The 16,185-nt window shown below is 57.0% G+C and carries 11 protein-coding genes and 3 pseudogenes; 7 read left to right on the forward strand and 7 right to left on the reverse strand.

Features of this window, described 5'->3' with window-relative positions; genetic code table 11:
* Positions 1–436: 436 nt before the first annotated feature.
* Together QQL28_RS42915 and QQL28_RS42920 are read right to left on the reverse strand one after the other, a co-directional pair.
* Positions 437–714, reverse strand: a pseudogene (locus QQL28_RS42915) (helix-turn-helix domain-containing protein); the annotation flags it as partial.
* 1,252 nt (positions 715–1,966) lie between these two features.
* Positions 1,967–2,173, reverse strand: coding sequence for a cold-shock protein (locus QQL28_RS42920; protein ID WP_284275557.1), 207 nt, complete (start codon positions 2,171–2,173; stop codon positions 1,967–1,969).
* A gap of 1,001 nt (positions 2,174–3,174) precedes the next feature.
* Here QQL28_RS42920 and QQL28_RS42925 point away from each other — a divergent pair.
* From QQL28_RS42925 to QQL28_RS42945, 5 genes and pseudogenes are all read left to right on the forward strand, one after another.
* Positions 3,175–3,690 (forward strand): cyclase family protein, encoded by a 516-nt coding sequence (locus tag QQL28_RS42925; RefSeq protein WP_284275558.1) that lies wholly within the window; start codon positions 3,175–3,177, stop codon positions 3,688–3,690.
* A gap of 41 nt (positions 3,691–3,731) precedes the next feature.
* Entirely contained in the window at positions 3,732–4,055 is a 324-nt protein-coding gene (locus tag QQL28_RS42930) for an SRPBCC domain-containing protein (RefSeq protein WP_284275559.1), read from the forward strand.
* 519 nt (positions 4,056–4,574) lie between these two features.
* The gene (locus QQL28_RS42935; protein WP_284275560.1) at positions 4,575–5,576 is read left to right on the forward strand and encodes a GDP-mannose 4,6-dehydratase; all 1,002 of its coding nucleotides are present in this window, start codon (positions 4,575–4,577) and stop codon (positions 5,574–5,576) included.
* 317 nt (positions 5,577–5,893) lie between these two features.
* The gene (locus QQL28_RS42940) at positions 5,894–6,103 is read left to right on the forward strand and encodes a hypothetical protein (protein WP_284275561.1); all 210 of its coding nucleotides are present in this window, start codon (positions 5,894–5,896) and stop codon (positions 6,101–6,103) included.
* A gap of 456 nt (positions 6,104–6,559) precedes the next feature.
* Positions 6,560–6,761 (forward strand): annotated as a pseudogene (locus QQL28_RS42945) (hypothetical protein).
* Between the two features lie 227 nt (positions 6,762–6,988).
* On the opposite strand, the gene QQL28_RS42950 reads toward QQL28_RS42945, so the two are convergent.
* The 4 genes and pseudogenes from QQL28_RS42950 to QQL28_RS42965 all read right to left on the reverse strand — a co-directional run bounded on the left by QQL28_RS42950 (position 6,989) and on the right by QQL28_RS42965 (position 8,810).
* A complete protein-coding gene (locus tag QQL28_RS42950) occupies positions 6,989–7,441 on the reverse strand; it encodes a hypothetical protein (protein WP_284275562.1) in 453 nt (150 codons plus the stop codon).
* A gap of 381 nt (positions 7,442–7,822) precedes the next feature.
* Positions 7,823–8,050 (reverse strand): hypothetical protein, encoded by a 228-nt coding sequence (locus QQL28_RS42955; RefSeq protein ID WP_284275563.1) that lies wholly within the window; start codon positions 8,048–8,050, stop codon positions 7,823–7,825.
* Between the two features lie 8 nt (positions 8,051–8,058).
* Positions 8,059–8,511: pseudogene (locus QQL28_RS42960) on the reverse strand (PIN domain-containing protein).
* Positions 8,508–8,810 carry a hypothetical protein gene (locus QQL28_RS42965; protein ID WP_284275564.1) on the reverse strand — a complete coding sequence of 101 codons (303 nt, stop codon included), beginning with the start codon at positions 8,808–8,810 and terminating at the stop codon, positions 8,508–8,510. The pseudogene QQL28_RS42960 and the gene QQL28_RS42965 overlap by 4 nt, the downstream one beginning before the upstream one ends.
* Before the next feature lie 1,292 nt (positions 8,811–10,102).
* Between QQL28_RS42965 and QQL28_RS42975 the strand changes: the two genes are divergently transcribed.
* Positions 10,103–10,714, forward strand: coding sequence for a hypothetical protein (locus QQL28_RS42975; RefSeq protein ID WP_284275565.1), 612 nt, complete (start codon positions 10,103–10,105; stop codon positions 10,712–10,714).
* 1,372 nt (positions 10,715–12,086) lie between these two features.
* A complete protein-coding gene (locus tag QQL28_RS42980) occupies positions 12,087–12,323 on the forward strand; it encodes a hypothetical protein (protein WP_284275566.1) in 237 nt (78 codons plus the stop codon).
* A 684-nt stretch (positions 12,324–13,007) separates the two neighbouring features.
* Here the strand turns inward: QQL28_RS42980 and QQL28_RS42985 are convergent.
* Entirely contained in the window at positions 13,008–14,672 is a 1,665-nt protein-coding gene (locus QQL28_RS42985; RefSeq protein ID WP_284275567.1) for a carbamoyltransferase N-terminal domain-containing protein, read from the reverse strand.
* Positions 14,673–16,185 lie beyond the last annotated feature (1,513 nt).

Genomic DNA, 16,185 nt, shown 5'->3' on the forward strand with positions numbered 1-16,185 from the left:
GCTATCCATTCTCACCAATGGACGAGATCCTCGAGGCGACGAGAGCGGCTCTTTCGCGATGCGCGGCCAAGTGCATGAGGGATGCGTGGTGGTCTTCCCGCGACCATTTTAAGGTGACGCCCGAAACCATGTTCGAAATGGTCCGGCTGGACTGATTGCCCAGTTATGATCTGGGCCTCATCCTCCGGCAGCGCTCGGCCTCCTCAGATGGTGAAGAGGCGAGGCGCGTATGCGTAGTCTTGAGCCATGAGACCCGCTGCCGAGGTCACGATGCGACCAGATGTCGTTTGAGGCAAACCATCTGACGTTACGCACCCTACCTACACCACCGGAGAACCGAACGCACAGCGCGGAAACGCGTTAAGCACCAACATCGAGCGTACGTAATCGCGGAAAATCGTAGTTTGGCGTGCAAAATCGCAGACTTGGTAGCCACACGGATCCTGCGCGCGCCCCAATGTGGCTTCTCGGCCTTGAGGCCGACGATCAGGCTCTCGAGCTGTTGCGGCAGCTGGTTGGCGTAGCGCACTGGCCGGCGGGAGCGGTCACTGAGCGCCGCCAGTCCGCACTCTTTGTAGCGGTCGAAGATCTTGTAGCCGGTCTTACGGGAGAGATGCCGAACTCACGGCACACATCCGTCATGGCTTTCCCATCCAGAAGCCGGGCGACAAAGCGAAGGCGCTTTTCCATCACCGAACTCGCTTTCCACGGCATCCACACCTCCCGCAAAACAAAAGTGGAAAGTGTAACCCTGTGTCCGGTACGTTTGTCACCTATGTCTCGGGCCGCTCACAACGCGATACACATTCTTCGTTCGAAAAATCTGTGTCTCACGTAGCGGAAAGAAAACCCCTTTAGTTTCAAGCCTTCCCGATTAGTCCCGCTGTGTCGATAGTACACAGATAGTACACGGCGTTTCCGCCTTTGTTCCGGATTCGACACTCGCTCAGATCCGGTTGTGGTTTAGACGAAATCGTTTTGCCGGGTCCACGAAAAGATCCTGAAACAATCCGCCCCTAGCGTCATTCTCGTCAAGTCGGGGGCGTCATCACATGTTCAAATATCTCATCAACCTGATCTACCGCCAGTCATGCTTGGCCAGCTTGAACGCAATTGGCAAGCGTCGTTTGGCTGCCTGAAGGCGCTACGTCATGTTCGACGTGAGAATTGCCCAGCGCGGCCGCAAGGGCTGGGAATGGCGCGTGATCCACTCCGACGAAACGTTGCTCATGAGGGGACGAAATAGAACGCGCCCCGAGGCCCGTTACCAAGCCTATCGGGCACTCTTACTTTTGCTTGCTGCGCAACCCGGCAAAATGAAAACGGTCCCCCGGAGCTGAATGGGACCGTTCTGCTTGGCAGGTACGAGCAACCGGATGGCCGGTGCGCGAGCAACACTAGATGACCAGAATCGGCCGGGAGCAACGTTATGCGGGAATTGCACGAGCAGGAAGCCTAGTTGCAGAGGGCCCCAGAGGGCTTTGGGCGGCTTAAAGCCCAGGAGTTTCTTGCGCGTCCAGAAACCTGGCGTGCAGCGTGATGCTGCACTTGGAGCCGTCCAATAAGACTCTGAGCTGACTTCGCGTCGTCCCACGCCCGAGGACGACACCTCTTTTGCCCGACAGTTTCGGACCAGCGACATCTAAGACCATGATCCGACATCCTCTTACGAGTTCGGTCTTGACCGGCGACAGGTCTGACAATTTGGTTAAAACACGGTTGTCTCGAGACATTATGTGTTATCGCAGGGGCGGTACGGCGGAAATGCCAGCATTTGACGAACTGTCGGAGAAAGGCGTCCGCCTCACATTCATCAAAGAAAACCTACTGGCCAGGAGTTTGGCGCCGGCATCAAGTATGTCGTCGAGAAAGGCTGGCTGGAGCTGCACAAGTCCGGCACTTATGTGCGGCTCTTGAAGGCCTAGCCAGCAAACTCAGCTTTACCGGAGCGGCTTGAGGCGCCGGGTCAACTAACCCGTAGATTTTCCGTGGACATCTTACCCGACCTCCCGGCTCTCAGCTCGTAGCTGATGCGCACGCCCTCGGCCAAGGCCGTGTAGCCGGCTTTCTCGACGGCACTAATATGCACGAAGACGTCTGAGCTGCCGTCATCAGGCTGGATAAAGCCATAGCCCTTGGTCGCGCTAAACCACTTCACCTTGCCCGTCGCCAAAGTCGATCTCTCCGAATCAAAAAAGTATCTCCGGAGCGTAGCCTAACCCATAGGCTCTGAATGTTCGATTCCGGACATAGGAGCTGGCGCAGCTAACAAGACCGCCGACGGGGTCGCGGGTCAGAACGGAGATGAGGAATCCACCAGCGCCCCCTTGAGCATCCCCAACTTGTTGATGAACTATTGCTGGAATCGCGTTTTCCCGGCACGTTTGCCGCATACAGGGGGATAAGCTTCAATGGCTATCGGTCCAGAAGTGCCGAGCGAACGCGAAGCAGCAGTCAAACACCTTTTGCGGCGAGCGGCCAGACGTAGACGCCCAAGTCAGGTTTTTTCAGATGTGCCCCACGGCCGTGACACGGACGCAAACCGTGAGTTTGCATCGCATCGCGAGCCCAACGGCGCCGTATGGTTTTTCCTCTTTCTGCCCGCATTTGTGATTGCCTACGCGATTTGTGTGAAGATGGGTGTCCTCTAGATACCATCCGCCGTTAGTCTAGATTGGGAAGACAAAAGGAAAATGAACCATGAGGACGCTGCCGATTCTCGCCGCCGCCATACTTGGCTTTTCGGCATCTGCCTTTGCTCAAACAGCGGCGCCCAAGCCGAGCGCAGCGCCCAAACCTGCCAGCAAGCCGCATAAGCAGCCGGCACCCCCAATGGGCTGCAAGCTCGTAGGAACAGTCAGAGGGACCAAGCTATGGGCTGGCGATTGTGCCGCACCGTCAGAGCTTAGGGGCAGCAGACCCGAAGCCGAACCCACACCGCCAGCAACACCTGCCGAAGAGCCCGCCAAACAATAGCGGGCATTCCCTGGCGCAGGAATGGCGCTGAAAACAGCGTTGCCTCCTTCAGCCTGATCTTTTCCGGCAAATCCGAGTTAGGTCGATTGCCCGATCGCATGCGATGCGACTGAGGCATGCTGTCTGCCTGAGCCAGCGCACGGTTGGCTCGGCCCCTTGAGCCCCTCGAGCTGGGGCCAGAAGCTTGGTATCGAGCACATGCGCAGCAAGATGGTCGGACGGGGGGTGTTGTTGGATATCGCGCGGTGGAAGGGGGTCGACTGGCTGGAGGACGGCTACGGCATAACCAGCTCTGACCTCAACGATTGTGCGAAGGCTCAGGGAGTGGAAGTTCGTAAGGGCGATTTCGTGATCGTCCGCACCGGCCACCAGGAACGGTGCCTTTCACAAGGCAGCTGGGTCGGATACGCCGGCGGGGATTCGCCAGGCTTGGCTTTCGAGACAGCCTACTGGATCCGGGAAAAGGACATCGCGGCGATCTGCGCCGATACTTGGGGCTGCGAAGTCCGTCCAAACGAGACGACCGAGGCTTATCAGCCTTGGCACTGGGTTGTGATCCCAGCGATCGGCATCTCGATGGGCGAGATTTTTTACGTGAAGGAACTAGCGGAGGATTGTGCGCGCGACAAGGTCTATGAATTCTTCTTTGTCGCGCCACCACTGCATCTGCCAGGTGGTGCCGGCTCGCCCGTTAACCCACAGGCTATCAAATAGGCGCGGAGCCATTCAATCTCGCGATCAACAGGGAGCACTGCATGGAGTTTCCTGATGAAGTGGCGATCAACGCATCGCCGCAGCAGGTCTATGCGGCACTCAACGACATCGACGTGTCAAAGCGGTGCATTCCAGGGTGCGAAGAACTTGAACGGCTGTCCGACACCGAACCGGAGGCAAGGGTTGTCCTTAGAGATTCTTGGGCGGTTTCTCGTCGAGGTAAGCGCCGCTACCCGCTTGATTGCTTTGCCAATATGGACTTCCTTCGTCTCTCATGCGCCTCTTCGATGATGCCAAGAAGCGCTTCCTTCACTCGTCGCGATCTGCGCATTTACGGTGGCCGCAACAACGAAGTTGTCAGTTAGCTGTGAGATCGAGGAGTTCGAAGACCAGCTCGGCTATATCCTGTTCGTGCGACGAACTAGTCGGATCGCGTTCAATACCTTCTTTGCGGAAGGCTGAGTATTTCACGCACATTTCGGATTTCACTCGACGCCCGCCCTCGCGCGGTACATTCGCTTGATGGTCTTGCCGCATTTGGCGCGATCGATCGGACGACGCAGTGTCCCGCCCTCTGATGTCTGGCCGACCGAGGGCGCGCTGCGTTCCCGCACCAATCACTGAACAGTGCACAAAAGCTGCGCGAAGAAAAGAAAAAACGCGTAACGCGAACGCAACCACAATTTACTCTCGCCGAACCGGCGGAGGGGCCGTACTTGTAGTTAGATAATCGTACGGAGCGCACCGTCATGGCGCAGTCGGGCTGCGCCTGACGGTGTGCGTACGCAGGTTGGGTCCGTTTCTTACCTAGCTAGTATGCGTGCCGAAAACGAGCGCTATCTGTCAACATAAGGACGCAACTCCAATTCAACTGCCGCGCGATCATGGATCTCAAGCAATTCTATCATAGGCGAAAAGTCCTTGTTACCGGCGCCGGCGGATTCATAGGAAGTCATCTCACGGAAGCTCTCGCGCGCGCGGGCGCTCACGTGACGGCCATGATCCGGTACTCTTCGTCTCCGGCATGGGGAAATCTTGAGCATCTGCCGCTTGATCTGAAGAATTCGATCAAGGTGATCGCCGGAAATATCGAAGATCCGGAGTTCGTCATTCAGGCAGTACGCGACCAGAATATTGTCTTTCATCTGGCCGCTTTGGTTGCTGTTCCGTATTCCTATGTCGCCCAGCGAAACTACGTCCGCACGAATATTGAAGGTACGCTCAACGTCCTCGAAGCTGCGCGGCGCCCAGGCGTATCCCGCGTCGTGCACACATCGACCTCCGAGGTCTACGGAACCGCAATCACCGACAGGATTGATGAAAGTCATCCGCTCCAGGGACAGTCACCTTTTTCCGCGTCCAAGATCGGCGCCGACAAAATAGCGGAGAGCTACTTCCGGTCGTTCTCGACGCCGGTTGTGACCGTCCGGCCGTTCAACACGTTCGGCCCGCGGCAATCGGCTCGCGCCTTTATTCCCACGATCATTTCCCAGGCGGCAACACGCGAGGTAATCGAGCTCGGCGCTCTGGATACATTGCGCGACATGACCTTTGTGGGGGATACGGTCTCCGGCTTCCTTGCGGCGGGCGCGACGTCCGGGATCGAAGGCGAAACCATCAACCTCGGTACAGGCAAGGCATTTCTCGTCAGCCACTTCGCCCATCGAATACTGTCCTTGATGAAGGTGAAGAAGAGAATCGCTCGAGATCCAGAGCGCATTCGACCTGCAACCAGCGAAGTTTTCCGGCTTGTTTCAAACAATGAAAAAGCCTGGCGCTTGCTGCGTTGGATGCCGGAAACCTCGATCGACGAGGGGCTGAGGCTCACCATCAGCTTTGTCGAAGCCAACATCGCCTCATATCGTGCCAACGATTACAATATTTAACGAAGGTCGGTCTGCAACCGACGTGCGCATACACTGATTGGAAATATGCGGTCTCCCATGCCGCGGCCGGGCGCGGCGATGGAGGCCGACCGGCACACCTGCTACAGGCACTCAGGTCAGAAAAACTCCCAATCCAAGTCTGTGCGCGTCGGAATGCGCTCTGGGCGGTGAGGATGAGAGACTAATCATGCCACCGCTTCGCAAGCGCCTGAGCGATACATAGGCGACCGGAGTCCACAACCCTTGCTTGATCAGGAGCCCCCATTGCAATCTTCTAGCGTTTTGATTAAAAGCGCTAAATTCGGGAGATTTCGGAAATGAACGACAACAGTTCATCAGCAATACGTGAGTTGCAAAACCTTCGGCTCATGCAGGCATTTCTCCGGATCCACGACCAAACGCATCGGCTAGCACTGCTGCAGGTGGTCGAAGCACTTGCCGGCCCGGCCCTCGACCAGCGTTCTCACGGCAGTTTGGGCCCGCAAGACGTACCGTCTCCGGCGACATTTCCGGAGAATCCGGCTTAAGTGGTCGGGATCGTCCGATCGTTTCTGCAACCCTGGTCTCCGACCGCTTGGGTCCGACAACGCGATTCAAGCGCCTCTCGCCTCGTTCGCATGCGGACGCACCCGCTGCCTCTGGCGCGGAGGGCCCTGGTATCCAAGTGCAGCTCAAGCGCCCCTCGCTTTTGCTAACGCGTTAAGACCATCGTCAGGCAGGCGTCTGCGAAGCGTGTGCCCCTGACCATGTTTGGCAGATCTCTCTGGAGGAGGACTGACGATCGCGAGGCCCGATTTGGATTTACCTCCGTTTGAGGGCCTCGCTGTTATTCGAATTAACCTATATTAACGAACCCTCCCCCCTCGTTTGGGAACGTTCACGCTTATCCTTCCGTTGAGAGTTGTCACCGAGGTCTTCCGGCTATCGGTGATGAGAGAACGCAACGTCGCGCTCCCGCCATTTCTTGAAGAGACAGCAGCATCATGTTGAGGCGGCGTCGCTTTACCCAAACCAAAACCCTCGAGGAACGGCTCACCGAAGAAGCCAAGCGCCTGCGCGAGCAGGCAAAGGCTCTTGCCGCAGGGAGCCTTGCGCGAGGCCACGCTCAGGAAAGCTCGCCAGGCTGAGACCGGGTCGCGCGTCAGCGAATGGCTGCGGTCCCCTGGACTACGGCCACCGGAGTGAGGTTGAACCGCCGCGCCAAGCTCCGTTCCGACATTTCTAGCGACCGGCGAACGGATTGCAGGCCAACGACCCAGGGGTGATGCCATCATCGACGATGATCGTGTGGGCGTCGGTAGCTGAGAAGACCGCTGCGCGCTTCCCCATGCATTTAGGACAGCGTCGATCGAAGCACACAGCATCAACTTTTCACGAAAGCCGAGCGGCACATTTCATGTTGTGCGCCGGATTCATCGCGCCGTCCCTTTATCGAGGTCACATCTTATGTCGTCAGCAACTGCGTGAATGACCATCAGCGGGTCCGTATCCTCTGCGTCTATCATCCGTACGTATTCATCGACCTCAGCAAGCCAGAGCCTCCTGACTTGATCCATCTTCTTCTGAGTCCGCTCGCTGAGCCGGTTGTGCGCAATCTCATTACGCAAAGCGTTGAGGGCAAGCACAAGTGTCCAGACCGGATGATTGTCCCTGTTAAAAGCGAACGCGCGAGCGAGATTGACCTTTTGGGCGAAGGTGAAGCGACCGTTCCAAATGTGATCAAGGTGGAAGCAGATCGAAGATATCAGGTTGTCTAGGATACGCTCGATAAGCAGATACCCTTTCAGAACGACCGGCACGAGCGGATCGAGTTCGTCCATCAGTTCTTCAAACTCCTTTTCGTACGGATTCCGTTCGTGCGTCATTTCAATCGTCCTCGATGGGCGCGTGTCGTAATTTGCTCGAGCGGTTCCCTTCATTTATCGACGGAAGTCGGAATATTTCCTGAAACGAGCGGCACGCAATAGTCGGGCCGCACTCCTACAGCCCAATTCGCAGAAAAACGACTCGGGGGACCTGAAACGAAATAGCGTGGCGCAGGTGTCCTTGGCGTGAACGATAAGATGCGCCGTTCTAGTCTTGGTACGGGCGGCCATTGCGGTTTCACGCAGAGCCGCCATTTTTTACTCTTTCGCTAATGCTTGAGCATCATGATCGCAAGCGCAGCGCGGTGCCCCTACGACCTGCCGTGTGTTCAAGTCGGTTTGTTTCGAAACGCGTCAGTGCGCCCTCGATATCGCGAAGAATCAGGCGCGCTGCTCGCGTCTTGATCCATAGATGCGCTTCTCCGGAAGTGTGAGCTCCACGTCTTTCTCAACGACAATATGCGTGACTCGCTGCCCTGGCTGCCTGAAGCGAGCAGGCCATTGTATAGAGATGATCTTGGTATACAGGAAGCCACGATGTGCGGACTCGATGCATGCAAGCTGACGACGATCCACGGTGAAAGCATCGATCTTCATCTTGCTGACCATATCTAGCGCTAGCCTTCCGGCTGTCCAGCGGCGGGTGAGCCCCTTAGGCGATTGATGATCTGGATTCCTTGGAAATACGCTCATTGTCGGTGGCAACAACGCACTCGTTAGCGACGGCGACGGCGGCGATGATCATATCGAGCCCGCTAGCGTGGTTGGCCGGCGGCCTTCCCCTCCGCCATCAACCCTGCCCAGACAAGGCCCGCCTTTTCGTCGAACGGCAAGATGCGGTCTGCGAACAAAGCCTGAGGCCCCTCCGGACCTGAGAACCAGGCGTCAAGCGCTGCTCGCTTTTTGCCGTTCGGTTTTTCCAGGATGTCACGATAAATTTCTGCGAGCGTAAGAGAAGCGATAAACAGATTCTTGTCGCGCTGGGCCGCCATCCAAGCAAGCAGTGACTCTGCTGGCTTCCGCTTGACGATGTTGCTGATGATGTTTGTGTCGAGGAGATAGCGGGTCACAGATCAACCTTGCGCACATCTTCACGTGGACGCGTCAGGTCGAGATCGGCGCCGACGAGCGGCGAGCGACGCAACGCTGTCAGGATGCCACCGGGCTTGGACGGCTCGTCAGAAACGGCTTGTTGCAACGTGCGCCGGAGTTGCCCAGTTTCTTGACCTTCGGTCAGCTTGCGAGCAAGCATTCTGATGAGGTCCCGATCAGTCTCGAGGGATTGAAGCTCGAACCGGACGATGCCTCGTTCGGTCATCCGAGATCGATAATTTGCGATCGCCCTTTTCTGCGCGTTATTGCTCACCATATGTCTCCGTGCTTTATCCGGTTATATAGCCGAACCTCCATTTGACTGAGAGGTTTCCGGTCTACCTATCAAATCGCCACGGGCGTCGGTCGGAAAAAGGAGCGGTGGGCGTAGCCAAGATCAGGGAAAAGGCAGCTTGGAGCGGCGATCATGGAAATATTTTTCGTGCGCCTGACCTAGCGCAGTCCCGCCCTAATGCGCTCTGCCTCTCGGATTACCGCCCAGTTTCGGCACATCACATTGATATAACTTGCATTTTCTACTTGCTTCATGAGTAACTTGCCATTTTTGTCACGAAGCGATCCGCGCAACGGCAAGGACGCGGCAATGGCGCGATCGAGAGAACAACAGCCGAGAAGCTCCGCGTGGTCGCCGAGGCGGCGCCCGAGGTCGCGGTTGTATCCATCGCGTCGAAGCCCGATCCCCGTCTTGTCCACCTCGTTCGGCTGCTCGCCCGCCAACCCGCTCGCGATTTTGTACCAAGGTGAAACGGACAGCCGGAAGGGTGACCGTCTCCCGGACAAAGGAGGCGTCATGAAAGTCGCGCTTTACGCTCGCTGCTCCTCCGACAATCAGTGAGACCCCTCGATCGAGGATGAGTTGCGGCTCTGCCGCCTCCACGCTGAGAAGCAAGGGTGGATTGTCGTCGACAGCTATACGGAGACAAAACTTTTGCGGCCATTTCGGCCGTCGAAGGGTTGAAGCTCGGCAAAGCCTCTCTGGAACGCCTATCGGCCCTCCAGAAAACAGAACCTGACGTCCGCTCAAAAGCGGGCTGAGGTTTTGAGGGCATAGGTCCAGCCCAAAGATCGCTAACGGTGTTGAGCGGTTACGACGTCTTTGACGATCCCTACTGCTACAAAGGCACTGCCTTCTCAAAGAATCGAGCCCGCATCAGCGACGCGAAGACCCTCGACAGCTTCGAGCTAGAGACTTTGAGATCGCTAGACCCCCTCCCTGCTGGCAGTTTTACGCCAGCGCACTACGGAGGCATCCACCGTCATCTCTTTTACACCTGGGTCGGCAAGTACCGTACCGCCGAATATTCAAGGGCGGAAATCCGTTCGCGTATCCCGAGCACATATCCTCTCATATGGATCGGGTTGTTCGGGAAGCTCGCGCTGCCGGGTATGGCCCCCGGCTCAAGTGGAGCGAACTTCCTAGATGTGGCCATTCGGCCCAAATCCGTCCTCAATGGGCAATTTTGCGAAATTGAGACGGAGAGCCTAGAGAATCTCCCGGTATCGCTCCATCGCTTGTTTGATCCAATGCATGCAACGGAGCGGCATTGCATGATCGAAGCATTCTCGATTGCGACAGCGCATCTTTTCTGGGATGCCTTGGCCTCTCAGGCTCGCCTCAGACACGAAGTGTTCGTCTGTAGGAGGAAGCTCGATCACTTCTCATTCGCGGGGCTCGAATTCGACGAACTCGACACTCCGGCGGCAATCTACTTGATTTGGCGCGAGCGGTGCGAGGCTTGGTTCGGCTTCTGCGCAAGGCACAGCCCTACATGCTCAAGGGCTACTGGCCGTATCTCGTCACGGATGGAGATCTCCCGAATTGCAGGATGTCTTCGAGGTCAGGCGCGTGTGCGCCGACAAAGCGGTCTCGCTGGGGACACGCAGAACCATACTCCCGGAACTTCTCTGTGCGGTGAGCTTCTCTCCCTTGGCGGCGCCGCTGGAATGACAGCGGCGACGCGGGAGCATCTGCTCTCACACTTCATAAAATCGGGGATCCGCTGGCTGGGTCCCACGCACGAGATCGAAGGCGAGTTGGAACGCGCGTTCTTCGTCCTTACTCCATTCATACGTCCAACGGCGAACTGCCAAGAATTCGATATCGGACCGAGGGTTCTGTTGCTTGGACCGGATGCTATCTCAAGAAAGGACGTCGCATGAGCGGGAATTACTCCGAGCGTTTGACGGTCGTTTTTGGCGCGGACGAGGATGCGGCAGCTACATCGCCGATGCTCTCTCCTATCTCAGTCGGGCGGCAGCTGATGCTGGCTACGGCGCAATGGCCGCCGATATTCTGCTAGTGCGCGAAAAGTTGGTGACGATCTCGCGGGCGGAGAAGGTGCCCATTCCGCGGAGGACCCACGCATGAGGCCGGAGCTTGATACGATCATATTTCGTTCTTCGAAAATGACTCCTCAGTTCGATATTATACACAATCATCCTCATCTCGAGAAAGCGGCCATCGAGTATGCGCGAGAGACGGTTTGAGCGCGGCGCTCGATTCCACGCCGAGGCGAAACTCCGCTTCATGTCGAGCTTCCGCGACGAAATTCTTGCGCAGAGAGGGCGGCTCTCCTACCGAATGCAATTTCCAGGACCGACCGGCGCGAATTGCGTCGAAGCCGCGATCAAACTCGCGAAGGTCACAGGCAGACACTGTATATCCGCCTTCACTGATGTGCGCCGACGCACCATTCGAGGAATGTGTAGGTGTGCTTCCCCCTTAGGCGGGCGGACAGCGGAGCCGCCGTCGAGCACGCGCGGACGGAACGCAGAAACCAACGCACTGTCCCGATCCCCGCCTGTGTAAACTTCGATCATGGTGCCGTCGTCCTCGGCGGACTTGAAGGCAGCGGCGACAAACCGGTCGCGGAACAGTTGGGAGGGCCGCTTTGTGGTAGACTGTGGTGTAGAGCCGGGGTGGAAGCCTGCAACTTCCCTCTGAGTTCTTTTTGGGATAACACTAATCCCATGACACAGTCACTTCGTGTTATCACAAAAAAGAGACGGGGCCGTCCCGTCACTACGGGCAAAGGTACGTTGATAGGCGTTCGCCTGCTTGAGGCGCCCCTTTCGGAACTGGATTCGTGGATTGAGAGGCAAAAAGAGCCCGATTTGACGCGTCCCGAGGCCATCCGCCGGCTAGTCGAAATCGGACTGTCTAAGCCGCAGCGGCGCAGGGCGCTGGATTTAGCATCGAGTTCCCGAAAAGCCGCTTGGAGCCATGGACGACGTCGCCGAGGATCTGAACAAGATCGGCCCGAAAGCTAAACGATGAGAACAAGATCGCTGCGCCGATCGTGCGGAACGGTAGCAGCGCAGGCCGCAGGCACCGCTTCAATGCGGCAGCCTGCGGCCGTTTAATCCGCCCATGCCGCCAGCCTCACCGATCGGCCCTCTCACAAATGTGTGGCATGGGTATTGCTAACTTGGAAACAACTGGGATTTCGATGCTCAATATAAGCACTGCCGGGACCCGTATTTCGAGCCCAAGTGCCTCTTTCAGCCAAGCTTATTTGAGGAGCCCCACCCCATGTCATCGACCACCATTGAATTGATCGTTTCCGCTTATGTACGTTTGAAGAACCGGCGAGCTCTGGACGATATGCGCGAACTTCGGCGCCGGCTGCCCAAAGATCTGCGGGCTGCTTCCGGCTTCGATTCGCGCCAGGCCCTGAAGCAGGTTCAGGAGGATCTGCGAATAATCGAGCAAGGTCTAGAGCAGCTCCGAATGCCACAAGTGACGCTACGCGAGAACGAGCGGCGCTGAGGGGTTTTCCTTCAGTGCCCCGACCGCCGGCAAGCAGGTCCCCCATCGGGCACTATGATGAGTAACGACGCCCTTGCGAAGGTGGTCGTGACGGCCCTTCTTCTGGGTGCCCTCCTCATTTGGCGGACCGAGGCTTTTCACTCACCTCACTGCAAAGCCAGTTGCCCAACGGGATTCTCGGCCAGTCGCAAATAGATCGGGCTGAAGGCGAAACGCTAGTTCAGCGCCGTTGCGGTTAATCCGAGTTACGCCGATTGCTCAAACGCATGCGCGTGACCACAAGACATGTTGCCTGCCATCGTCTCGTCCACCCTGCCCGAGTTGCCCATATTCACACCGCAACCGCAACAGAACAGGTTTACGCACTGATCCCCGGACCGCCCGGTTCGTTCAATGCCAGAGTCCCCTACCGGCCAGATCGCTTCGCCCTCCGGGCGAGATAAGTGGACGACATCGTCTCGGAATCCCCTGCGACTTCATATCGGCATAGCTGCGGGAGTTCGTCGGAATCCGCAAAGTGCTGTGCCCGCGACCGTCTAGGACGCGAGAAACTCGAGAACAGGGCACAAGGCGACGTATGTGGACAGATGCGTGACGAGTAAACGTTGCGACCCGTACAATCGTCAAGCTCGATCGCTCGCCTAGACTTTCGTTCATCATCGAAAACGGTTGACCAGCAATAGCTCAGTTCTGAGTCCTTTTGGTCCACAGCAGGCCGCCCGACCATATGCGTTCAACACGTCCCCACCGGCAGGCTGATGCCACATCCGGGAAGAAGCCGCGTCCATGTTGATTGGCGCTCGTATTACAAAGCAGGGGAATGCTCGTGAGCTTCTCATATTCGACAAGAAGCTCTGCGACCTCGTGGTCGGAAGTTCTGGGAATGGTCTGCAGTCGGGCAGATCCGTCGAGGTGGACAACGGCGGGGACTTTGTCCCGCCATTCTGACCGCGTCTCGTGATCGAACAACATGTACGGATCCGGCGTTCCTGGACTGAAAATAGAGGGCGCGCGATCCTCAAGGCATATCGGCGCCACTGGCCGGAAGTGTTCGCGATGTTTGATATCATTGAGAGAGTCCTTCATCCCCCCCGATGTTGCGGCTGCAAGAATGCTTCTGCCACCCAATGCCCGTGGTCCGAGCTCGGCGCGGCCGGTAAGAAACACCACCGGCGTGTTGCTCGCAAGAATGGTAGCAAGTTCACGCATGCTGCACGGTGTAGCCTCCCATTCGGGCGGCACATCGCCGCACTGAAGCGCAGGGCCACTGTAGATTGACCAATCCAGCGGAACGAAGCCGCTGTCCGCCGCGATGGCGGAGCAAGCGGCACCTATTGCTGCCCCGCTGTCATTCGGAAAGGGCGGCACCCAGACGGCATCGAATAGACCGGAGGCACGCAAAGCGCTGTTCCATTTGATGTTGAGAGCGCAGCCGCCAGCGATACACAAATTGCGTGATCCCGGAAGACCCGAATACTGCTTCAGAATCGTCGTCATGTTCTGGATGAGAAGACGCTCGAGGAAGCCATGAAGAGATGCAAGCACATCTTGAGCGCGCTTGCCCTTCAGCCGCAGGGCACTCGCGCGGAAGAAGTCGTGAATAGCCGCAAGGGAGGCGTCCACACCGCTCTCTGCATGGTAGTTTCGAGCGTGCTGCACGCTAATCTCAAGACGCTCCTCGTAGAGGCCCCGAAACACGGCTGTGATTTCTTCATCCGCAGATCCCAGCGCAATATACGCCATTAGTTTGCCGGCAACCCCTAGATCGTCCCAGCTGGACCGGTTGATGTAAGGTCCGAAGTGATCTGCCGCTGTCGCGTAGACCTGACCTATCAGCGGAAACAGGCATTCAATGAACCGAGCGCCGCGGGGGTCCACGTAATAGAGGCGTGGAAAAATGATACCGTCCCAGATCAGAACGAATGCGCCCTGTCCGGCCTTGGCAAATGGACCGGTGCAGAATGCGGCGACCAGATGCCCCGTGACATGCGGATAGCTTCTATAACGAAATGACCTCCCGTCAAGGATTAGGCCAACGCCGTCATATGAAGCAAGAAGGCCCTCTGGATGAGGTTCAACATAGGATGCCCACTCGAGACTGACAGGTTCGGCCCCACTGCGGAGCCGAAGACCGTCTCTCCACCACGCTCCATCGACGACAAATATATCAACATCGCGCGGATCGAGACCATGCTCCGCTAAATCGTCAACGATGGAGTCAAAATTGTCAATCGCTTGGTATCGTCGATTGTTGCCTCGTTTCTCCTGCTCGACACAAAAGGCAAGCCGTCCACTCTCGACAAGAGCGATCGCCCCATCATGCCCCAGTTTGATACCGCAGATGCGCAATCAGCCCTCCACGACTTCGCTGGAAGTTGAATTCACTCGCAGATAAATTGGTGCCTGAGATCCGGAGTTAAGATGCCTTGCTTGACGGGCAAGTTGACCGAGATGCAATGCGATCCAACGTGAGGACCGGCTTAAACTCGACCGATCCGGCTCAGTAAGGTGATCGCGCCAAAACATCACTGTGAAACCGGAGCACGCGCACTGGAGTTTCGCCAAGGCCGGTTCTCCATTTTGCGCTTGACGTGAGAAGAATGCGCGGGCGAACCGGCGATATTGGCACCAGCCGAACTCCTCCACGAGGTCGGGACGGACTGAGATTCTGCACACGTAACGCCAGCTCAAGCGGCCTGCTGGTTTCAAATGAACTAAACCAAGACCGATTGGCTTTGCGAGCTGCCAAATCCGATAGGCTGTAGCGCGAAAGCAGCGCGCGAGCTAACCGAACTCGCTTCGTTTACCCTAGGTGTTCAACCTCTCGAATACCTGCATCTGTGTCCCCGGATCACTGGATTGAGCGTCACGCCGTCTTGGAATAAACGCCGAGCGGCGCTGGCCAGACCGATGCCGCAAGGCAAACTTAGGCGAGGAGGTATGCCTTGTAGCGCTGCTCTCATAACCAGGTGATCGGCAAGTGGCTAAACTGCAACCTTCTCAGCGAGTTTGCAGTTGCGTGATATGATTGCGGCATCCACCACGAGGGTTGACGCGGCAATGCACGGAAGAATGGATCTTGCCCCCTCCACGTAGCAGCCTCGTGCCATGACGATACGCAAGTGGCTGCGATACCTACGCTCTGCTCTTCTGTCGGGGATCTACACGAAGTAATACCTCGGCATTCGGAAAACTGGGCCACGTAGGGGCAGCTCCGGCAGCTCGTCACACGTTACAGTCATGCCATAAGCCATAAGTGAGAACTTAGGCAGCTATCCGGTCACGCCCAAATCGAACACGGAAGTAAGATGTCTGGCGTGCGCCGTCTGTTGGCGCTGCGGATTGTCGGGTTTGCGACGAAGCATCCGTGAGCTGCAGACACGAGTGCACTCCAAACCCCCTTTTTGGTCCAGCTAGCTGGCACGATTGTTGCCAGCATTTTTGAACGTCAAACTAACAGGACAAATACAATGTTGCGATTGTCCGCGATCCTCGCGCTCCTGCTTCTCCGACCAGCATTTGGCGAGCAAAGCAACACACCGACACCACGCAATCTCGGCGGCGCGACAATGAGCGAGTTTGCCGGAAAATGGTCTAACGAGGATCAGAGCACCGGTATCATTACGCACATATTTGTCGACCAGCAGTTCGACAAAGCGCTTGTTCGTGCATGGAGCAGATGTCGTCCGACCGATTGCGATTGGGGTACTGCGCGGACACCGAGTTCCGACGCCTCCTCTGGAATCCTAGAAGTTAAATGGCACTCTAGTACCCACTTTTCTTAGATCGTGAGTCGTGATTCAAGGTCGGGATGATACCCGAAGCAAGAGAAGTCCGCCTTTCGAGGAAAGATCGCAAGGTG

This window comes from Bradyrhizobium iriomotense, from assembly GCF_030160715.1.
GTDB classification, from domain to species: domain Bacteria; phylum Pseudomonadota; class Alphaproteobacteria; order Rhizobiales; family Xanthobacteraceae; genus Bradyrhizobium; species Bradyrhizobium iriomotense.